This window comes from Marinifilum sp. RC60d5 (assembly GCF_052400665.1).
In the GTDB taxonomy this organism is placed as follows: Bacteria; Bacteroidota; Bacteroidia; order Bacteroidales; family Marinifilaceae; genus JBQTGK01.
The window spans coordinates 60,508-81,136 of sequence record NZ_JBQTGK010000008.1; the positions used below are offsets into that span (position 1 = coordinate 60,508).

17 protein-coding genes are annotated in these 20,629 nt (G+C 34.9%); 4 read left to right on the forward strand and 13 right to left on the reverse strand.

From position 1 onward, the window contains the following. Nucleotides 1-56 precede the first annotated feature (56 nt). Entirely contained in the window at nucleotides 57-833 is a 777-nt protein-coding gene (locus tag ACT3CE_RS15065) for a histidine phosphatase family protein (RefSeq protein WP_444710596.1), read from the reverse strand. Between the two features lie 192 nt (nucleotides 834-1,025). On the opposite strand from ACT3CE_RS15065, the gene selD reads away from it, so the two are divergent. The 3 genes from selD (at nucleotide 1,026) to ACT3CE_RS15080 (ending at nucleotide 4,953) form a co-directional block, all read left to right on the forward strand. After that, nucleotides 1,026-2,066 (forward strand): selenide, water dikinase SelD, encoded by a 1,041-nt coding sequence (gene selD / locus ACT3CE_RS15070; protein WP_444710597.1) that lies wholly within the window; start codon nucleotides 1,026-1,028, stop codon nucleotides 2,064-2,066. 2 nt (nucleotides 2,067-2,068) lie between these two features. Then, a complete protein-coding gene (yedF, locus tag ACT3CE_RS15075) occupies nucleotides 2,069-2,410 on the forward strand; it encodes a sulfurtransferase-like selenium metabolism protein YedF (protein ID WP_444710598.1) in 342 nt (113 codons plus the stop codon). A gap of 302 nt (nucleotides 2,411-2,712) precedes the next feature. After that, the gene (locus ACT3CE_RS15080; protein ID WP_444710599.1) at nucleotides 2,713-4,953 is read left to right on the forward strand and encodes a TonB-dependent receptor domain-containing protein; all 2,241 of its coding nucleotides are present in this window, start codon (nucleotides 2,713-2,715) and stop codon (nucleotides 4,951-4,953) included. Here ACT3CE_RS15080 and ACT3CE_RS15085 read toward each other — a convergent pair whose 3' ends face one another. Further along, complete coding sequence (locus ACT3CE_RS15085; RefSeq protein ID WP_444710600.1) at nucleotides 4,954-6,378, reverse strand: bifunctional metallophosphatase/5'-nucleotidase; 1,425 nt, start codon at nucleotides 6,376-6,378, stop codon at nucleotides 4,954-4,956. A 326-nt stretch (nucleotides 6,379-6,704) separates the two neighbouring features. Between ACT3CE_RS15085 and ACT3CE_RS15090 the strand changes: the two genes are divergently transcribed. Then, on the forward strand, nucleotides 6,705-6,911 hold the full coding sequence (locus tag ACT3CE_RS15090; protein WP_444710601.1) for a response regulator: 207 nt from the start codon (nucleotides 6,705-6,707) through the stop codon (nucleotides 6,909-6,911). 74 nt (nucleotides 6,912-6,985) lie between these two features. Here the strand turns inward: ACT3CE_RS15090 and ACT3CE_RS15095 are convergent, their stop codons facing one another. From ACT3CE_RS15095 to ACT3CE_RS15145, 11 genes are all read right to left on the reverse strand, one after another. Next, complete coding sequence (locus ACT3CE_RS15095) at nucleotides 6,986-7,192, reverse strand: hypothetical protein (RefSeq protein ID WP_444710602.1); 207 nt, start codon at nucleotides 7,190-7,192, stop codon at nucleotides 6,986-6,988. A gap of 41 nt (nucleotides 7,193-7,233) precedes the next feature. Continuing rightward, the gene (locus ACT3CE_RS15100) at nucleotides 7,234-8,700 is read right to left on the reverse strand and encodes a hypothetical protein (protein ID WP_444710603.1); all 1,467 of its coding nucleotides are present in this window, start codon (nucleotides 8,698-8,700) and stop codon (nucleotides 7,234-7,236) included. A gap of 230 nt (nucleotides 8,701-8,930) precedes the next feature. Further along, on the reverse strand, nucleotides 8,931-10,208 hold the full coding sequence (locus tag ACT3CE_RS15105; RefSeq protein WP_444710604.1) for a glycoside hydrolase 5 family protein: 1,278 nt from the start codon (nucleotides 10,206-10,208) through the stop codon (nucleotides 8,931-8,933). 36 nt (nucleotides 10,209-10,244) lie between these two features. Next, complete coding sequence (locus ACT3CE_RS15110; RefSeq protein WP_444710643.1) at nucleotides 10,245-11,120, reverse strand: GDSL-type esterase/lipase family protein; 876 nt, start codon at nucleotides 11,118-11,120, stop codon at nucleotides 10,245-10,247. A 135-nt stretch (nucleotides 11,121-11,255) separates the two neighbouring features. After that, entirely contained in the window at nucleotides 11,256-11,462 is a 207-nt protein-coding gene (locus ACT3CE_RS15115; protein ID WP_444710605.1) for a hypothetical protein, read from the reverse strand. A gap of 114 nt (nucleotides 11,463-11,576) precedes the next feature. Continuing rightward, nucleotides 11,577-12,443, reverse strand: a complete 867-nt coding sequence (locus ACT3CE_RS15120; RefSeq protein ID WP_444710606.1) for a sialate O-acetylesterase — start codon at nucleotides 12,441-12,443, stop codon at nucleotides 11,577-11,579. Between the two features lie 103 nt (nucleotides 12,444-12,546). After that, the gene (locus tag ACT3CE_RS15125; RefSeq protein ID WP_444710607.1) at nucleotides 12,547-14,181 is read right to left on the reverse strand and encodes a sodium:solute symporter; all 1,635 of its coding nucleotides are present in this window, start codon (nucleotides 14,179-14,181) and stop codon (nucleotides 12,547-12,549) included. Nucleotides 14,182-14,282: 101 nt separating this feature from the next. After that, nucleotides 14,283-15,800 carry a hypothetical protein gene (locus tag ACT3CE_RS15130; protein ID WP_444710608.1) on the reverse strand — a complete coding sequence of 506 codons (1,518 nt, stop codon included), beginning with the start codon at nucleotides 15,798-15,800 and terminating at the stop codon, nucleotides 14,283-14,285. Between the two features lie 147 nt (nucleotides 15,801-15,947). Then, nucleotides 15,948-16,961 (reverse strand): glycoside hydrolase family 130 protein, encoded by a 1,014-nt coding sequence (locus tag ACT3CE_RS15135; RefSeq protein WP_444710609.1) that lies wholly within the window; start codon nucleotides 16,959-16,961, stop codon nucleotides 15,948-15,950. 388 nt (nucleotides 16,962-17,349) lie between these two features. Beyond that, nucleotides 17,350-18,867 (reverse strand): hypothetical protein, encoded by a 1,518-nt coding sequence (locus tag ACT3CE_RS15140; RefSeq protein ID WP_444710610.1) that lies wholly within the window; start codon nucleotides 18,865-18,867, stop codon nucleotides 17,350-17,352. 54 nt (nucleotides 18,868-18,921) lie between these two features. Then, nucleotides 18,922-20,625, reverse strand: a complete 1,704-nt coding sequence (locus ACT3CE_RS15145) for a hypothetical protein (RefSeq protein WP_444710611.1) — start codon at nucleotides 20,623-20,625, stop codon at nucleotides 18,922-18,924. Nucleotides 20,626-20,629 lie beyond the last annotated feature (4 nt).

Sequence of the window (20,629 nt, forward strand, 5' to 3'; positions counted from 1 at the left end):
ATTTCTCCCTTATTATGGGAGATGCCAAAATGTAAAGAATGCTACTTATTTAAAAATTACAAATCAATAATTTTTACAAGAACAGTAGCACCAAGGTTAAGATGACCTTTCTTTTGAATCAGTTTCCAGCCTCGCTTTTTTAGTTCTTTTTCAATTCCGCCATTAAGCATTCCATGAGCAACCAAAACGGCTGTTTCCTCTAGTTTTGCCACTTTAATTAAATTTTCGGCAGCCATACTAGCGCGCAACTTAGCCTCTTTCCGGCTCTCTATTCCATTGTGATTGTATCCCAGCATCCAGCTTCCCCGGCTAAAGGCCTGCCATATCACCAATGGTAATTTAATAATACTATTGGCATTTATCATTCGTATTTCATATTCCCTAAAAATCGAATCGGAAACTATAGGAAATTGATCAGCAAAAATACGTAAAGCAGTTTCCTGCGAACGAGGAAGGTTAGAACAATAAATAATATGATTCGCATTTAAATTTACTTTCACTAAACTTTTGTCGATTGGAACAACTGGAACAGAATTGTAATCGCGAACATACTGCTGAGCTTCCTGTGCAGAGTAAAAAAGTTTCTTTTTTAAATTTGGTTTAGCATGACGAATCAAGTAAATCTGCAACATTCGCTTCCCCTCTTTCCTTAAGTCTCGTTGGATATTAGAATCAATCTCGTTAATACAAGTTATCCCAGAACACTCATTTACAGACAATTCAAATTTTGATTTTTCTCTGAAATGCAAAAAACGAGAGCAGCCAAATAAACAAACAATTGCTAAAAGAACTGCAATACTTATCGATATGGAAATAAACTTTTTCAAATTCATTTAATATTTATTTGAGAGCAGCAAATTTATAAAATTCTAAAGAGTACTGACTCTTATTTAGGTGATCTATTGAAAATTTAAATTCACAATACTGCTGATTCTTATAATTTTCATAAAAAATAGAAGAGAGATACTGTTACAACGAAACACAAAAATCAATATCTTTGCTGAGTCATAAAAAGATCATAATACATGGAAATTAAAAAACTAACTCAGTTTAGTCCGGGAGCCGGATGTGGCTGTAAAATTTCACCTAAAGATTTGGAATGCATATTAAAAAGCAGCACTCCCAGAGTTCCAAACCCTAATCTTTTGGTAGGTAACGATACAAAGGACGATGCTGCAGTTTTCGATTTAGGAAACGGTCAGGCTTTAATTAGCACAACCGATTTTTTTACTCCAATTGTTGATGATCCTTATGATTTTGGTAGAATTGCTGCAACCAATGCCATTAGCGATATTTATGCCATGGGAGGAAAGCCAATTATGGCATTAGCAATTTTAGCCTGGCCTCTGGAAAAATTATCAACAGATATCGCTCAAAAAGTTGTTGAGGGAGCAAGAGATGTTTGTGCCGATGCTGGAATTCAACTGGCGGGAGGACATTCCATTGATATTGCCGATCCCGTTTTTGGTTTATCGGTAAATGGAGTTGTTGCAACCGAGCGTGTTAAAAAGAACAATACTGCTACTCCTAATTGCACTCTTTATATCACCAAACCATTGGGTATTGGCGTACTTACAACTGCCGAAAAAAAGAAATTAATCGCACACGAAAACAACAAAATAGCTGTTGACTTAATGTGCAGTCTAAACAAAGTAGGAGTTGTATTTGGCGAGCAGGAATACATTAAATCGATGACCGATGTTACTGGATTCGGACTTTTAGGCCACCTAAGCGAAATTTGCGAAGGCAGCAATGTTAATGCTGTAATTGAATACGATGCTGTTCCAAAAATCAATGGCGTTGAAAAATTAATTCAGCAAGGAAGTACTCCAGGAGGAACAAAACGAAACTGGGCTTCTTATGGCCATTTAATTGGTAAAATTACCGAAAATCAAAAAGCATTATTATGCGATCCTCAAACCAGTGGTGGATTGCTTGTTGCAGTAGACAACAATAAGACTGAAGAGTTCGTGACATTAGCAAAAAAAGAAGGTTTCGACTTAAGTCCAATAGGTAAATTAGTAGAAAGAAAGAACGATAACGAAGCATATATCAGCGTAAAATAATCATGCATAAAAATACATTAATACAAGTTACCCAAAATGGAATGGGTTCGGGAAGCGAAGAATTAGGTCTTAAGTTAGCTACAAACTATTTTAAACTACTCAATGCTGATAACAGATTACCAAAAATTATGGTATTCTATAATGCAGGAGTAAAACTACTTTGCGAAAACTCACCTGCTCTCGAAGCCTTACAGAATTTAATAGAAAAAGGAGTTAAAATAGTTGCCTGTAAAACCTGTCTTGATTTTTATGGTTTATCCAATAAAATTAAAATAGGTACAGTTGGCAGTATGCCCGATATTATTACTCTACAAGCTAATGCCGATAAAGTAATTAATCTGTAAAACAGAACTTACAATACATAAAAAAGTGCTTATCTATTATTTAGGTAAGCACTTTTTCTATTTATAAAAATCCGGTAAGACAAAACTTCTGAAATAGCAATGCCAATTTAAGGATAATCAAAGCAACTTCTTCTCAACACATATCCCTATCTCATAATCAAACTATAACGCACAACTTTACCAGGCAATTGTTAAAAGATTAGGTAAAACTTTGTATATTTAATACACTAACAACGAATAAAATTTCACACATTCTATTCACTCATAAAAGTGTCTTATATTGCTTATCAAAACATAATCAAATGAGAAAAACCCTAAGCTTCTGTCTCATATTATTGGGCTTTCAGGCCTATTCGCAAAAAACTATACAAATTATCGATCGGGCATCTAATGCTCCAATTGCTCATGCTCATTATTTATATAGTACACAAAAAGGAAGCTCATCTAACAAAGGCGAAATTAAAATCAACTTTATCGAAGGTGTTAAACTTCACATCTCGCATGTAAATTATGGGAAAAAAATCATTGACAGTCATGCCGTAAAAAACGCAATTGAATCGGGCAAGCTATTTTTAGATAAAGCTTACATTTCGCTTATGCCAGCAACTGTTATTGCGCGCCAAAGTGGAAAATCGGAATCGAAAATAATGAAAGTAAGCCCGCAAGATAAATTATCGCACGATGCAGGCGAATTTCTTAGTCAAACAGCTCTAATAGGTGGAATCCGTAAAAGCGGAAGTTATGGTTTTGATCCGGTTATGCGCGGTTTTAAATACAATCAAATTAACATTATAATGGATAATGGCTTAAGTGCCACAGCTGCCTGCCCCAACCGAATGGATCCACCAATCAGCCAAATTCCTTTAAACATGATTGATAAAGTGGAAATTATGAAAGGCCCGCATTCGCTGCGTTATGGCAGTTCTTTTGGTGGCAGCATTCATTTTAAATCGTCGGGGAATGGATTTTCGGAGCAAGTAAAAAGTTTTGGTCGCGCTTCTGGCAGCTACGAAAGTAATGGCGATATTTTTAGAACTGAGGCTTTAGCTGGCCTAAAGGGAAAATTCTACAATTTTGGAATTTTTGGTGCCTATAGCCAAGGGTCGGATTATGAAGATGGAAATGGAAATAAAGTTGCATCTGAATTTAACCGCAGAAACATAGGTCTTTCTGGTGTTTTAAAGTTATCAAACTCCCAAAGCATGAAACTATCGGCCAATAGTAATTATGCCGAAAATGTTGATTTTCCTGCTTTAAATATGGATTTGCGAGAAGATGATACCAAATTAATTAGCCTTGGACATAAAATTACGTTTCACAAATCGGCTCTTGCATCTCTTTCTACATCGGCCAATGCATCTTTTGTAGATCATGTTATGGATAATTTGGACAAAAATTTAAATCCACGAAAAGTGAATGCTATTACCGAAGCCAAAACAAAAAATTACAGTTTTAGAACCGAAGCAGCCTTTCAATTCAAAGAAAGTTCTCTTTTTACAGGGCTCGATTATAAATCGGAACAAGCCGAAGGTACTCGTTCACGAGAAATGCTAATGGGATCAATGGCCGGCAACACAGTTTATGACAACATCTGGCAGGATAGTAAAATAAATAATTTAGGCTTATTTGGAGAATTCCATTTTTCGCTTAACAACACCTATTTTGTTGCTTCGGCAAGATTCGATAACAATTGGGCAGAAAGCAGACAAAAAGACGATAATTTTGCCATTTTAAACCCGAAAAATCCATCTACAAATGTGAATATCTCGCTTAGTATTGGTGCCACTCACGATGTTTCGGATAAAGTTAGAATGGGACTTTGGTTTGGGCGTGCAGCTCGAAGTGGTAGTTTAACCGAACGATTTATCAATTACCTTCCTGTTGATATTGATCCTTACGAAAGAATAGGAAATACAAGTCTCGATCCTGAAATCAACTATCAGCTAGATTATAATTTTAGCTGGAAAGAGAAAAATTTCGACTTAGACATTAATGTATTTACCTCTTTTCTTAGAAATTACATAAGCTCAGAAATTAAAAATGAGCTAAGCCCAAGAATAGCAAGTGCTGCAGGAGTTAAACAATATATAAATATTAACAAAGCTGTTATGCGTGGCTTCGAGATTAATTTTAATCAAAGCATTACAAATCATCTGTATCACAAAATAAATCTTGCCTATACCTACGGAAAAAATAAGGAACAAAATCATGCTTTACCCGAGATTCCACCTATGGATATTCGGTATGCATTTGGCGGTCACTTTTTTAAAAACAAATTTCAACCTGAATTCACTTTTAGGTATGCATTAAAACAAAGTAGAATAGCCAAAACTTATGGAGAAACAGAAACACCCGACTTTTTTATCGCAAATTTTAGGGCTTCGTATTTTGTTTCCAACCATATTAATCTAAGTGGAGGTTTGCGAAATATTTTCGATAAGGCATACTATGAACATTTAAGCCGGTCGGTAAAAGGAAGCAATAATCAATCCATTTATGCCCCTGGCCGAAGTTTCTATATTACACTAGCTTTAAGTTTATAATTACTCGCGAATAATTTTAAATCGTCCTTGCAACTCCGGATGCAGGGATTTTTTTTCGGCACAATACTGTTGCAGAATCTCGTAATCGGCTATGGAATTTTTATCGGTTTCATTTACTAAAACTTCAAAATCCACCTTTAATTTATTCATAAGATAATTGTTCAGCGAAACACTTAGCAGCTCTTCATCATTTAAACTTTTACCTTTCCATTGTACTTTTATAGAATCCTGCCTTTGATAATACTCGTAAGCAATTCCCGAAACATGCAATAATTGACCATTTGTATCGCGAGCATATTTTTTTAATATTTTTTTTAAATCAGCCCCTTTAAGTAAAATTTTACAGACTTTATTTCCAAACGGCAACAGGGAACGTAAAGATTTAAGGGTAAAAACTCCTTTGGGAACATCAGCCCTTATTCCTCCGCCATTTATTAATCCAATATTAGAATCGTAATATTCACGAAACGCATCGCTTATTAAATTTCCTGCCACACTTTCACCTTCTATTCCATTTCTAAAATTTAAAGGAACTTCCAAATAAGAAATCTGCTCCGATAATTTTAAGTCCATATCCTTTTTGTAATATACCTCCATATCACGAAGGTACTTCTCAGAAGGTATAGAAGAATCTAAAGGAATTATTTCGATTAGGGATCTTTTATCTTTTCCGATACTTACTTTAGCAAGCGAACTCATATTTCCGGCTGTAGAAATTATTGGAACGCTTCCCCTGTAAAAAATATTACTCTCCCTCTCGTATTGTTCTTCGGTTAAAACCAAATCGATATCAGGAAACTGTTGAAGTATTTCCTGGTTTGTTTTTAAACTGGTCTGACTTAGCAGAACCAAAAAATCGACAGATTTTAATTCTTCGATAACATCGGATATGGCCACAAATAAATCTTCCTGAATAACCCTATTACTTTTTCTTGTTGTGTTCATGGCATCGGTAATGCCAATAAAACCAATTCGCATGCCGCCAATTTTTCTAATTAAGTATTTTGGCAAACCCGCAAATACTTCTCCTTCTCTATTTTTAAGATTGGAACTAAACCACGCCGATTTCGATTTGCTCAACAACTTTAAAGTGTGATTTACTCCAAAATCAAATTCATGCTGACCAAAATTGCAGATATCAACCGGAATATCATTAAAAGCCTCGATCATAGGCTCTCCTTTATACATCCCACCAAAAAGAACACCTCCACATAAATCCCCCCCATGTAGTAACAAACTATTGGGGTTATCAGCTTTGATCTTGTCTGCTATTGTTTTCAGTCGAGCTACTCCTCCACGTCCTCCTTCCACATCATTAACAGGAAAAATCTGATGTGCATCGGTAAAATATAAAAGTTCTACCTTTTGAGATTGAGCAATAAATCCAACAAAAAGGAGCAATAGAGAAAAAATATATTTGAACATAGAAACCAATTTTTATGTATCGAAATTACAAAATTTTATAAAATTATTTCTGGACATGCAAATTATTTACAAGCATAAACGGGCATTAAATTACAATTGTATCACCACACCTTTTTGCCCCTGCTAATTATATAAAAATAACAGCTAAAAACAGCTTTACAAATACAATTAAATCAAATGTAAAATAAGCAAAGAATAGATTAAAACATCACTTGTTCCAATTTACCTTATTCAATATCTACTTCGATTAAATAATAATACTAGAAAAGTTATAAATTCATAGTATCTTAATAAAAGTTTGAATTTAATAAATCAATCTCATTTTAATGGATATTAAAATGCCAAAAATGAATGACCACGATGCAACAACAGAAATAAGAAAATTTAATAAAGATCTAGTTATAATTGCTCAAACTGCTTATGCATTGCGCGGTGACAAAGAAAAGGCAATTGAAGCAGGATGTAACGATTATATCACTAAACCAATTAATAAAAAATTGCTTCTAGAAATTATTAATAAATTTATTGATTAAATATAATTTAATCGAAGCAACTAATTTGTTAATATCAGACACATGTTCATTTTCATAAGCTTACAAAAATAAGCTTAAATCAATTTATCATCACATTTACCCCTAACAATAGCCAAACGAAGAAAAGATAGAAACAATATTCCAAAAATTAATATGCCCAGAAAAGAAGTGTAAAATTTCCAGTTAAACACCTCTTCTTTAAATTGATAAACAAAAACAGAGCCCGACAAGACAATACCCAAAAACAGTAACACAAGAGCTACTATTGTTTTCTTTTTCATATCGATTGAACTATTAATTATACGGATTTTTTAACACTAGCTTATACCTTCTCCACTTTCTTAATCCCTCGTCGGTTAAAAATTATTCGATAACGGCGATAAGAAGTCTGATCGTCGAGCTTAAAACGAAGAACCATATTCACGAAATACACTTTTTCTCCGGATATTTTCTCAAATTCGTCATCATCCTTTAAATAGTACAAAGGAATTTCAGGATTATCCATTTTCTGAATAAAACGCGAGACATTAAAACGAAGAATATCTACCACGCCTGTAATATTATAGTTCCCATAAGAATTATCAAGCGCTTTTTGATCGAGATGAAGTAACTTGCGATAAAAAATAATCTTTTCTCCGACTCCTCGACTTTCCACATCGATAATTCTGGAACGATCGCGATGTTTCATCACTCGTAAAGGGACGCTATCTTCGCGAACAAAATCAAAACTTTCCTTGCACCAACCAATTTTCTCATCTCCTTTTACCTGAATAACAGTTTTATGATCGAAAAAGCGCTTATTAATTTTTCCCACCAAATACAAGCGACTCAAATCTTTAATACGATCCTTTAACATGTAAATAATTACCAAAGCTACAAACAAAGGAATAGTAAATGTGCCCAAACTTTTCTGAAAAATAAAAGTTAGGGTTGCACCAAATATCATTGCCAAACCTGCTGCCAAGCTATACAAAAGCTGCATTATAAAGACACCTTCCTTTTTCTTACGCGATGTAAGCAGTAACTGTCCTTCAAAGTATTTTCTGAATGCTCCGTTGCGATGCACAAACCATCTGTTTTTATCGTTTGGCTTTTCCTCTACCACCAAATAACCTTTGCTGCGTTTGTAGGCATTTTCAACTCTTATCAGCTCTAAAATTGCAGTTTTATTTTGCTCAAAATCGGAGTGATGTAATTTTCGCAATCCCCGATACAAATAAAGAGAATATTCTTCGAATTGATTACTCATAAACTCATCGCCAAACAAGTAGTAATCGAACATTTCCTTGCGAATGGTAGGCACATTTACAATTCTGCGTAAATCGCGATAACGCTGTCCAATCTTTTTCATATTGGCAATGCATTCTCCTATTAAATATTTGCGATCGTCGCTTTGTTCATTACGAATAATATGCTGTATTTCTTTGCGCAAAGCAGAGCGCAAAATGGTATGAAACATACGAATATGATACTCGTAATTGTTTTCGTTTTTTTGTGTTGGATGATTGGCTACCTCCTGAAATGCATCTTCTAAATATCTAAATACCGAATGATTTCCCAAGGCAATATCTCTTAACAGATATGGTGGTGTAATTAAACGAATATTAGAATTAAAATCATTGTAAAAGTCTTCTTTCTGATAAGTAGATGAATTAATATCCAAACTACTTGGAACAAACAACCAGGTTTTAACTGACAATTCATTCACTTTGCGATCTTTTCGGGGCTCATAGCCCATTTTTATCTCTACAGAAAACTTATCATGTACTTTTACAACTTCATTGATCATAGGCGACTCATCTTTTTTTATAGGTGGGAATATTAATTATGCCACAAAGGTAGGTATTTTGATCCAATCGATACTGTTGTAAACCTTCATATTTAAAGGGCTTTACTCTTATATCGTTTGCATCAATTCATTCCTTTTTTAATAAAAAAACAAGAAAAACCATTCAAACTGAAGGACTTTAATAGATTTTAAGCTAATCGTATGGATAGAATTTATTATTTTAATTTCTATTATTCTGAAATTAACTTGCAATATTTCTTAATAATTGACTTAGTACTCTCATCGGTATCATAGACAGAATACCAACCTTGAAACTCATGTGGAGGATCACCAATTAAATCATCTCCAGTTTTCCAAACAGCTTTAGGATTCCTTGGTCTTCCTTCGCCTCCCCAAGCCCAAAAATTGGCTCCGGCCATATTACCTTCTTTCGAGAGTGTTAGTACTTTATCAAATATGTATTTGTAGTAAACATCTCTATACTGAGTTGGGGCATTGGTTTCATAATTATTAAAATCTCTTGAAATTCCGAATTCTTCCAATACAATTGGTTTATTTAAAACCTTGCTTGCAATATCAACATGATCTTTAATGTATTGATCTGCTTTTACGATAGCCGTTTTGTATGTTTCTTCAGGATTTAGTGGATCGTACAATCCCCAATTTTGTATCCACAGATGAAAAGTACAGTAATCAATGTACTCAGATTGATGATCCTTTTCAAAATTGTTACTTGTCTGTGGAAAAGGTGTATTTCCCTCACTCCCTATTGAAACCAAATGATTTGAATCCAAGCTTTTAATGTACTTCGCAGTTCCATGAAGCCATTTTCGATAAGCTTCTTCTTGATTGATTCCTTCAGGCTCATTGGCCAACTGCCAAGCCATAATCGTAGGATCATTTTTATAAGCGATATTATTGACCGTATTCTTTCGATTGACAAGCAGTTCAATTAGATCATTAAAATAAGCTAAAGCCTTTTTGTTGGTGTAAAATTGAGCTGAATATTCCTGATATTTTCTCCAATCTCCACCTTTTGCAGGGGGCGGAAAAGGAATTGCCTCGTTATTGTTTGCCCAAGAAACGTACTGTGACATGCCGCCTGACCAAGGCCAGAAGTTATTTAAACATAATACACCTAGCATTTCCCTTTTTTGCATTTCATCCAAGAGAAAATCTAAGCCTTCTAAAAGTTCCTCATTAAATACTCCAGGTTCAGTTTGCAGACAGGGTTGTAATCTCCATTCTCCATCAGCATTTCCTTCTGATGAAGCCATTAAACGTAGGTTTTTTACACCCAATTCGTTCAAACGATCCAGTTCTCGAACCAATCTTTCCTTATCGAATGCCCCAAGGTTCATTCCATACCAGAAATTGGTTCCGATATATTTATATATTTGACCATTTTTTATAAACTGCCCATTCTTAACCTGAACAAACTTTTGCCCATCTACCGATTGGATAAATAGGAATGTTAAAGCGAATATGAAGTATCGTATTAATTTCATTCTTGTGTTTTATTAGATTAGTTGTGTGCTTTGCTTTTACTGAGTTATTTCTAGTAAAACATTTCTAATTATTGGATTCCAAATAGCATAACCTAACTTATTTAAATGCATTCCATCTTCAATAAAAATTTCAGTCTTTAATTTCCCTTCAGCATTTAACATTGGAGATGCAAGGTCTACAAATTCAATATTATTTTCGTCATTACTGAATTTTAAAAGTTGGGCATTTGTAATCATTTTATTTTTACGGATGTCTTTGCCTATAAAATCATCAACTATTACGGGTTTCATAGAAAGCAATAATATAACTGTTTTAGGGAAATCAGCTTTTATTTTTCTTGTTAATTCTTTAAATGTGTTAACGGATTCTTCAGGAGTTTTCCCTTGTTCAATATCAATATCACAATAAATGGCAATTACTGAAGGGGCGTGTTTTTTAATTAAAATATCATAGTAATATATTATTTCGTGCATATTCATTCCTCCAATTCCTCTATTGATAATGTAGAATTCAGGAAATGAAATTGAAGTTTTCCAACCAGAAATACTAGAACTTCCTACAAATAAGATTGAGTTTTTTGAAAATGTGTTTCTATCATCAAGATTCTGAAAGTTTTTTACAGCATCTTCAATCCTCTTATTCCTTTTTTTATTTGGAACATTCTTCAATTCTTTAAACTTTTCTTGATTTTCGTGATATAAAGACATTGCTTTTTCGTACTTCTCAGGATGTAGGTTGTAATCTATTTTTTTACCCTTCCAGTAATTTCTTGATGTTTTAAAAACAGCATTTCTATTTTCCTTATTTATTTCAGCATTTTCTAATGAATTCGTAAGATATTCTACAAACTGTTTATCATCAATAGTGCTTGCTTTCTGAGCGTAGGTAGAAAGATTAGCACATAAAATCATTATCAAGATTAGTCTATTCATATTATTATTTATTTTTTCATTGCATACAACAAATACAAGATGGGTAATTTCGCCTTCGATTTCTCGAAACCTGCTGGTGTCGATACATGCAAACGACGCATTCGTTTTAGTGGTTTAATAGTAACGTTTTGTAATTCCTCCGCGTGGTAGCTCTTCATTCAGGGCAAAAAAGGCAGCTTTTAATGGCATCATAAATACAGCTATAGCTTCTCTTCCTGATATTTTATTTGAATCTTTATCCTTAAAACTGTTAGCTAGAATGCGGCACTGATAGCCTCCTAAGTCTGCTTTCGGCTTTGGATGCGCACACCTTAAATTCAACTTGTTTATTGCCTACTACTTCGCATGAAATAATAGAATCTTTAGGTACTACCCCAAAGTCTTGCGTCATAGCATGGCTGCTAACACTACACAATAACATGATAATTAATTTCTTCATTTCAGTCCTTGTAGAGTCAGCATTTTATCAGCATACCGTTTCCCCATTTCTCTAACTCCTGCTGAATTAAAATGCACATGATCTTCTCTCACCGTACAGCCTTTTGAAGAAATTACATGAGCAGTAGGAATAAAATCGGGTAATTTGTTAATGATCGGATTCATACTAGCGCAAACACCTTCCTGATCTTCTCCAACTACTTCTCCTGCCAATAATGGAACCGATTTTGCATCTAAAGAAAGATCGGCAAGCATATTTTCATAGATGGTTTTCACATAGTTTGGCCACTCCTCATCATCCTGGTTTGTTTCTCCCTGATGCAATAGAATTCCTTTAATTACTCCATCTTTCTGCGCTAATTTTGCCATCTCAATAAGACGTGCATAAGGATTTCCTCCGTAAGCCTTAATTTTATCACCAAACCACGCCTCAGGATAAGTATTTGTATAATCTTGGTAAATATCCTTATTAAATAATCTAATATCGCAACCACCAATAGCAACGTTAATTACACCAATTGTGATATTCTCAGGAAGTTTTTCGGCCATTGTTCGACCAAAGTAATCTGCCGGCGAAAGACCAGACCAACATTGACTCAAAGGCGGAACTGCATCGTACCATTGATCTTTTTTTCTTTCAAAATCAGCACAATCCATAGGTGACATCATTTTGAATCGAGGATTAACAGTGGTGTCTTGCGCTTCAATAGTAGCCGAACCTTCCATATTTGATTGTCCGAAACACAAATAAATGTGAAAATTATCTTTTTTCAATTCTTCTGCTGATTTTGATGGCGTAGTCTTACATCCAAAACTTGAAACTATTACTAAACAACTTATAACGTAAATAATTGATTTTCTCATTAGAATAAATTTTTAGAGCTTAATTTAAAAATACAAATACGGTTTGTTCCAATTGAAGCAAACCGTTTTGTTTAACCACATTAATCTAACTATATGCTAATTTTTAAATAAAAATGAAATACATGGTAAAACATGCAATTACCAAAAGAAGTGACAATACTCGAAAATTCTTATACCAAACAATCCCTTTTAATTCTTCTGTTTCCTCATGCCAAATTTTAATGGTCCATGTATTTTTGGCTACTTTTTCAGGATCTGGTAATCGAGTCAGTAAACTTACAATTACATTGATACTCATACTAAAAATCATGACTACAGGAGCGATCAATAAGAAATGGTATGGAATAGCAATATCCAATCCATATTTTGAAATCATAAGAATTGCCGCAACCAATATTCCTGAAATTAAGCCCCAAAGTGCACCAAACTCATTAGAACGCTTCCAGAATAAACCTAAAAAAAACGTCCCTACAATTGGAGGCGCCAAATACGAAACAACTTCCTGATAGTATGAAACCAAGGAGTCGAAATTGGCAATAAATGGTGCCCAAGCAACAGCAAATACCAACACAACCAATGAGGTAATTCGACCAACCCTCACCAATTTTTTACTATCTGCCTTTTTATCATATCGAGCATAAAAATCCATGGTAAACAAAGTTGAAACCGAACTTAGGGTTGCACTTAATGTGGATGTTAAAGCAGAAATCATAGCAGCCAAAATCAATCCGATTAAACCAACAGGTAATAATTTTACGATTAATCGAGGGTAAACCTGATCGGTATTGATTCCAAAAGTTGATTTCAATGTACTTCCGTCGATAATTTCAGTAGGTAGGTTTTCTACTCCAAACAAATTAATTCCACGTCCGATTAAGCCAGGAAGGATGAAAATGAATAAAGTAAACAAGTATAGAAATCCAACGAACAATACACCTTTTCGACCATGATCAATTGATTTAGCAGAAAGAACACGTTGCACCATCACCTGATTGTTTGCCCAAAAATAGAATCCTAAAATTGGAATTCCAATCCACATTCCTAACCAAGGTACAGTAGGATCATCTATAGGACGAGTTAATTTCAACCATACACCATCACCAAAACGACTGAACAATTCTTCCCAGCCGCCAATTTCGTCCAAAGCATAAAAATAAAGAATACCTGAACCAATAATTAGAATTGATGCCTGAATCATATCGGCATTAATTGCTGAAGAAAGTCCACCAATAATAGTATACGATCCAGCAACGGCAGCCATAATCACAATAATCCAAAACATATCAACCTCCGGAAAAATCAGTTTGATAATCAAAGCTCCGGTATACAATGTAGCCGCCGCATCCAGAAATACATTTCCAAAAATGGTAATGAATGAAAAATAATATCTTGAACGTTTATCAAAACGTTTCTCTAAAAATTCGGGCATGGTAAAAATACCCGATTTAATATAGAATGGCAGAAAGAACAAGGCAAAGAATACCATCACCAAAACAGAAATCCAGTTGTAGTTAAAAACTGCAATTCCTGTAATAAAACCTTCTCCAGAGTGACCCATTAATGTTGAACTGGATACACTTGCAGCAAATAAGGAAAGCCCAACAACAGGCCAAGTCATGTTCCTTCCTGCCAAAAAGTAGGAGGTAGAATCCTGACTTTTTCCATTCTTAAGCGCCCACCAGATAATTCCGATGATAAAAGCAACAAGAATTGCAATATCAATTGTACTAATGTTCATTTTATAAATTTTTAGATATGAGATCTTAGATAAGAGACTTGTAAAATCTCGACAACAAGTTATTTAAACACCTTACCTATATGCACTCTATCGTGATAATATTAATATTCTAATGTTGTTAATAGTATAAAACTATTAGCTGGAACATTTAATTCCATTACTTCTTTTACTTTGATGTCGGTTTCTTTTGCTACTGGAAATCCATTAGAATCAATAGCTCTTTCTCCGTCAACGTAAAGGAATTTTTTAAAGTTTTTTGAGTTTGGTAAAGCAATCGAAATTTTATTATCAACCATTGAATTATTTACGATTGCAACAGTAATTTCATCACCATAAATACCAGTAACTAAACGTAGGCCTTCAATTCCTGTACTATCTGTTTTAATAATAGAACTACCAGTTGGAAAGTAACGACAAATTAATGACCACGAATAAAACCAAGGTCTCATATTTTCATCAGCTGGATCATTGCAAATTTCGGTACCCAAACTGTTCCACATTCCCCATCTCTTCAACTCATTTTTGTTACCCAAATCACCACAAGTATGCATTGCATCGTCCAAAGCCCATGCTGCTGCTCCAGAATAACCAGCATTCATGGATTGAATTACGGCATCAGCCATATCAATCCCGTAACTGAATTTATAAACATCCATTTGACTATCTTCACAAGCATAAGGATCTTTCAAGGTAGCTTCCTGATTTTCCTTACCATTACGGCTAAAACCAAGTTCTCCAAAAATGATTTGTTTGTTCATTTGCTTTGCAAATTTGGCTATTGTACCATGATACTCCTCAAAACCACCACTTCTAACCAAATCATATTCAGTATAATCGTGTACTTCATAAATACCTACAATATCATCGAGCTGTTTTGCAGTTTCTTCAACCCAACCCGAACCTGTATATGTAGAATTTGGATTATCGTAACGCGTAACAGCATCGGGTCCGGCAATAGAAACCAAACTATCTAGTCCCTTAGCCTTTAAACCTTCAGCCAATAATTCAACCCCAGCACGCCATTTTTTAAAATCCCCATTTACACTCGACCAATCACCATTTGGCTCATTGATAAAATTGAAATGTTTAATGCATGTATATCCGCGGGTATTGATCAAATAATCCAAATATTCAACAATACCATTGATCCATTTAGGATCATCTGCTCCTGAAAATTTATCTGAATGACCTTCATTTAAATCATGTACTTTATAAGGCGTACCCACTTCGCCCAATAGTACTGTTATATTATTTTCTTGTGCATACTTCAAAATTTTCTCAACAGCTTTGACTTCAGGCGTTGAAAAATCAAGAATAGGTTCTCCGTTTTTTTCAAATCCAACAAGGTATCTCCAATTTGCCTGATCAAACACCCTAAATAATTTAGGTTGCATGTAGTCCAGTCTCTGGAAGTTCATATCCCATTTTTCATCGGTCATTAATTTACCCCATTCAGCATTCTCAGTATCGGCATGAGGATATGCCGACCACTGAACGCCATTTCCAATAAAATCAGTCGAAATAATTTGATCGGGGTGAATACGAATAACATTTTTCCCTTGTTGCTGACAAGAAAAAAATAGTATCGAAATCAGAATCAGAAAAAATCTGTTTTGCATTTGTATCTATTTTTACTTTCTAAAAACACTTGAAACACAGCCTCATCTTTTCAACAAAGATTAAGCTACCATTTATAAGAAATGAATTTTCCTTGATCTTGAATTAATATCAAGCAAGAAAAATTCAATCCTAATCTACTAACCAAACTATCCTTTCTTAACGAATTTGAGAATTTCTTTTACACTACAAGTTGCTAAACCAATATACTTATCGGCCCCCCCGTAATATACGTATAATGTGTCGTCAACAATTACATTTCCTGTTGGGAAAACACATCCTTTATAGAAACCTTCCATCTCGTAGTCTTCTTCTGGTTGCATTATCCAATCGCTAGCACGAGCAATCACTTTTGTAGGATCTTCGAGATCTAACAAAGCAACACCAACTCGATAATGACCTTCTCCGCCATTTTCAACCCCATGATAAATTACCAACCATCCTTCATCCGTTTTTAGAGGTGGCGTACTTCCACCAACTTTCTCTTCCCAAGTGCCTTTTATACCTGAAATAAGCAATGTACTCGGATCATTCCAAACCATCAAATCATCCGAAAAACGAATCCAGACTGCAGGCGTATCGCATCCATACTCTTCTCCAACCCATTGTTTAGGACGGTGAAGCATCGCATATTTCCCATTAATTTTCTCTGGAAATAAAATTACATCACGATCATCTAAATTGGTATCAGTCACTCGACCCAAACGACGCCAATTTTTAAAATCTTTGGTTACAGCAAGTCCTGAATTTGCAATATTATCTTTCATTACTGCAGGAGAATCTGTACCTACTTCAGGAAGAAGAATTACATCATGTGCAAATTTCCAATACTGACCTGGATAATGAGGACGATATGCATAAGTTACATAAAACTCATCTCCGAATTTTACAATACGAGGATCTTCAACACCTCCTTGATCTGGCCCATCAACACTTGGCCCAAAAGTAGGCTCATCAGAAACTCTTTCGAAATTCACTCCATCTTCACTTACCGCCGTACCCATTCGAATGTAATGTTGTTCATCATCACCAGCAGCACGATACAACATGGTAAACTTACCATTTTCGTACCAAACCCCAGGATTGCAAACCACTAGGTTTTCCCAGTAATTTGTAGCATGTGGTTTTAAGATGGGATTATTTGGGTGTTTTATTAATTTCATGTTTTTATTATTAGTAACAAACTTACAGCTGTCAGTCATTTCCTACTTATCAACCTCTCTTAGCTGTATCTTGTTTAAATTATTTTTGATATTTGTTATTCCATCTATAGCTATTATTTACTATTTGTTTTAACTGCTCAAGCCACATGGCTCTTACTTTCTGCATTGATCAGAAAGTAAGCAAAGAATCTAGGACGGGTAAGCCCAAACTACTCCTACTTGAAAACTTTAAGTGCGGCGAAGTGATCTTCGAACAAGTTCTCAGCTTCTCCGTCTTACTAAAAGTTATTCTGCGTATGAGCAGCCTGTCCTTTCAATGCCCCACCTCCGCAAAAGTCAATATCTGCAAGACCTATATTCAATAAGTAAATTAGCTACTAAAATTATATTAGTCCATGTTTGTGAACAAAATGAATGATTCTCCTTCTAATGTCATTTCAACACCACTGCTGAAATCAAGATTTATACTCTTTTCTACAGGTACGGCAAAACCATTTTCATCTACTGTTCCAACAAATGAACCATCAGCATTTGATTTATAGCTGTATTTATTCATTGTTATACCCGAAATAAAATCTGACTTTAGATTGATTGGATAGGTACTATAGTGAGAATTAACCAAAGCAATTGTGTATTTACCATCTTTGGCTCCCATTATAGCACGAACTCCTTTTTTGTTAGGCAGTTCAATACTGTAAATGTCACTTCCAGCAGGAAAATAACGACACAATAAAGAAACTGGGTAGAAACAAGGTCGAATTGCCTCATCTTCAGCATCACCACAATGTTCTTCACCTAAGATATTCCAGAATCCCCAACGCTTTAATGCTTCCGATTGATAATTTCCACCATCAGGACTATTGTACATTGCATCATCCATACTCCATACCAAAGCACCCGAGAATCCAGCTCTCATTGATTGAATAATAGCATCAGCCATATCAATACCGTAAAAAGCCTTATAAATCATCATATTGGAATCTTCACCTGCATAAGGGTCAGCTTCAATAGCAGCTTCATTTTGTGCTTTAAGTTCAGCATCAACTTCAGTATATTTAAATCCAACCTCTCCTAAAACAATACGTTTATCGGCAGGAGTTGCATCACGATAAGCCTGAAGCATTTCGGTATAATCACCATTACGCACGATCAATTGTTTTGGATAAACATGAAGGTTATACAATCCAATATGCTCACCTAAATCGGCACTGGATTTCGCAATCCAATCCGTTTGATTAGTACTCTCAAATACAGCAACATCAGGTCCCATTAATTGAACTCCCGATAAATTGTAATTTGCCATTTCAAGCACATAAGCATCTTGAACATTTTTCCAAATGTTGTAATCTCCCTTTACCGAAGACCAATCACCATTAGGCTCGTTAATAATATTCAAAGTTTTAATACAGGTAAAGCCTTTTGTATTCACTAAATAATCCAAAAACTTAACTGAATTAGCAACCCAATCCATATCAATATCGCTGATAGAACCCTTAGATTCATGTCCCCATTCACCGTAAGTAATTTCAATATTACGGCTCTGTGCATAGTCTAACATTTTAAAAAGTGAAGCAGTTTTAGCCGTCTCATCATAAGTACCATTGTTATCGTAAGACCAGCCTGCACCAGTCATGATTCGTAAAAAAGGTGGACGCATAAAGTCTATTCGCTGAAAAAGTGTATTCCAATCTGCTTCACTTAAGCTTTCTGTTCCCAACCAAGTAGGAACCATATCGTAACCACCCCATTGCGCTCCATTTCCAACAAAATCAGAAGAAATTACATTAGAAGTAATAGTAATCTCTCTGTTTTTTAATATATAATCCGTGTTATTATCATCACTATCACAAGCAGTAGTAGCAAAAAATAGACAAAGTAACCCGGTAAATAATAGTCCTGTTTTCATGATAATATTTTTAAATACCAGTTGCAGACAAATCTGCAACTGGTTATTAATTTTTTATTGCTTATTTAGATTATACCACATCTTCTTCGACATGTGAGCAACCTCTTCATAACTATAATTTGATACATCCCAGTCAAACAAGTCTGCTAAAAATTCTACTTCTGTTGTTAAAGCAACTTCTGTTTCAGTTTTTATCTCAAGAATTAGTATGTACTCAACTCCATCAGCATCAGTAATTTTCACAGTTTCTCCTTCAAGAATCCATGTTCCTGTACCTGTTGGCACTTTTCTATATCTATCATTAAAATCTGTCTCTGGCCAATCGGCACCATCATAAGTAAAGTCCGCATTCAAACCATCGATACCCACATTATTTTCGTAAGTTCCGTATGGCTGTCCAGCTCCATCTTTTCCATCTACATTAAATGTGATTGTGTTATCAAGCTCTGGATTAGCATTTGACAGATAGTTGGTTAATTTTTCAGACTTATCCCATCCCCAGCTTTCCCAGGTAAATAAATCTGCATAAATTCCAATTTCACCTATATTCCATGTTCCAGCAATTGAAACATCACTAATATCAAGATCAATCTCCAATTTAATAGTCCACACTGCTGATTCTCCTGCCTCAGAAGTAACTGTGATCTGAGTGGAATTATCAGTAGAAAAATCAAGCATTTGAGCAACAGCTTTATTTGCTGAAGCACCATAAGAAGTACCAATGCTCATAATCTCGATAGCTGACTTATCAGCACCATTATCTTCTATTTTAACTGTAACAGTTTTGTTCGCGGCATCAATTACAGCATCACCAACTTGATCTTTCACTGTTAAACCAGTAATATCATTTCCTGTTTGCAATAATCTCTCCCTTGTAAGAGTGTACCACATTGGATTTGACATATGAGCCAATTCTTCGTATGACCAATCCGTATCGGTCCAATTAAAAAGATTACTTAAATAGGGTAAGCTAGCCTTTAGAGATACTTCTTTAGTTTCTGCAAATAACTCAAGATCTAATTCATGCTCTACATTATTTCCATCTGTAATAATTACTTTATTACGTTCAAAATCTCGCGACCAAGTTCCTTTGCCTTCAGGAATAGTTCGGAATCTTTCATTGAAGTCCCATCCTTTTTCTGTGTCTCCAAAACTTCCAAAAACACCATCAGATCCGGCATTGTGTTCGTAATTACCAAATGGATTCCCTTTTTCGTCGGCACCTTCTACGGTAAACGTGATTACATTATCCAACTCTGGATTCAACTCTGGCAGGTAATCAGTAATTTTCTCATTCTTTTCCCATCCCCAGCTTTCCCAGGTAAACATATCGCAATACATGCGGATTTCGCCAATGTACCAGTCTCCTTCAAGATCTGATTTAAAAGGACTCAAAGTAACTTCCCAATTCAAGGTTTCTCCAGCTCCTGACACAACAGAAATACTAGCTGTACCATCTGAAAAATCTAAACTTGTACCCGTTACATTTGTTGAAGATGCTCCATAAGCAAAATCAATGTTCTTAATTTCTACTTTAGAGATATCTGCTATATTTTCTAATTTAGCATATACCTTAATATTGGCATTCTCAGAGTCACGTTGAATAATTGCCGTTCCAATTTGCCCTTCAAGTAAAATCGAAACAATATTACGCTCCTTTTGCCAATCATTACCTTCCAAATCCTCAAAAGGATCTGACGTACAAGAAGCCATCGTTGCCACCAATACGATTAGAAATATATTTAATAAATTTTTCATCGTT

Excerpts from the sequence above, each read along its gene's own strand:
- ACT3CE_RS15135 (WP_444710609.1), bottom strand. The coding sequence starts at position 16,961 with ATGAAATTAATAAAACACCCAAATAATCCCATCTTAAAACCACATGCT.
- ACT3CE_RS15090 (WP_444710601.1), top strand. The coding sequence starts at position 6,705 with ATGGATATTAAAATGCCAAAAATGAATGACCACGATGCAACAACAGAA.
- selD (WP_444710597.1), top strand. The coding sequence starts at position 1,026 with ATGGAAATTAAAAAACTAACTCAGTTTAGTCCGGGAGCCGGATGTGGC.
- ACT3CE_RS15095 (WP_444710602.1), bottom strand. The coding sequence starts at position 7,192 with ATGAAAAAGAAAACAATAGTAGCTCTTGTGTTACTGTTTTTGGGTATT.
- ACT3CE_RS15105 (WP_444710604.1), bottom strand. The coding sequence starts at position 10,208 with ATGAAATTAATACGATACTTCATATTCGCTTTAACATTCCTATTTATC.
- ACT3CE_RS15130 (WP_444710608.1), bottom strand. The coding sequence starts at position 15,800 with ATGCAAAACAGATTTTTTCTGATTCTGATTTCGATACTATTTTTTTCT.
- ACT3CE_RS15080 (WP_444710599.1), top strand. The coding sequence starts at position 2,713 with ATGAGAAAAACCCTAAGCTTCTGTCTCATATTATTGGGCTTTCAGGCC.
- ACT3CE_RS15100 (WP_444710603.1), bottom strand. The coding sequence starts at position 8,700 with ATGATCAATGAAGTTGTAAAAGTACATGATAAGTTTTCTGTAGAGATA.
- ACT3CE_RS15085 (WP_444710600.1), bottom strand. The coding sequence starts at position 6,378 with ATGTTCAAATATATTTTTTCTCTATTGCTCCTTTTTGTTGGATTTATT.
- ACT3CE_RS15140 (WP_444710610.1), bottom strand. The coding sequence starts at position 18,867 with ATGAAAACAGGACTATTATTTACCGGGTTACTTTGTCTATTTTTTGCT.
- yedF (WP_444710598.1), top strand. The coding sequence starts at position 2,069 with ATGCATAAAAATACATTAATACAAGTTACCCAAAATGGAATGGGTTCG.
- ACT3CE_RS15110 (WP_444710643.1), bottom strand. The coding sequence starts at position 11,120 with ATGATTTTATGTGCTAATCTTTCTACCTACGCTCAGAAAGCAAGCACT.
- ACT3CE_RS15120 (WP_444710606.1), bottom strand. The coding sequence starts at position 12,443 with ATGAGAAAATCAATTATTTACGTTATAAGTTGTTTAGTAATAGTTTCA.
- ACT3CE_RS15145 (WP_444710611.1), bottom strand. The coding sequence starts at position 20,625 with ATGAAAAATTTATTAAATATATTTCTAATCGTATTGGTGGCAACGATG.
- ACT3CE_RS15065 (WP_444710596.1), bottom strand. The coding sequence starts at position 833 with ATGAATTTGAAAAAGTTTATTTCCATATCGATAAGTATTGCAGTTCTT.
- ACT3CE_RS15125 (WP_444710607.1), bottom strand. The coding sequence starts at position 14,181 with ATGAACATTAGTACAATTGATATTGCAATTCTTGTTGCTTTTATCATC.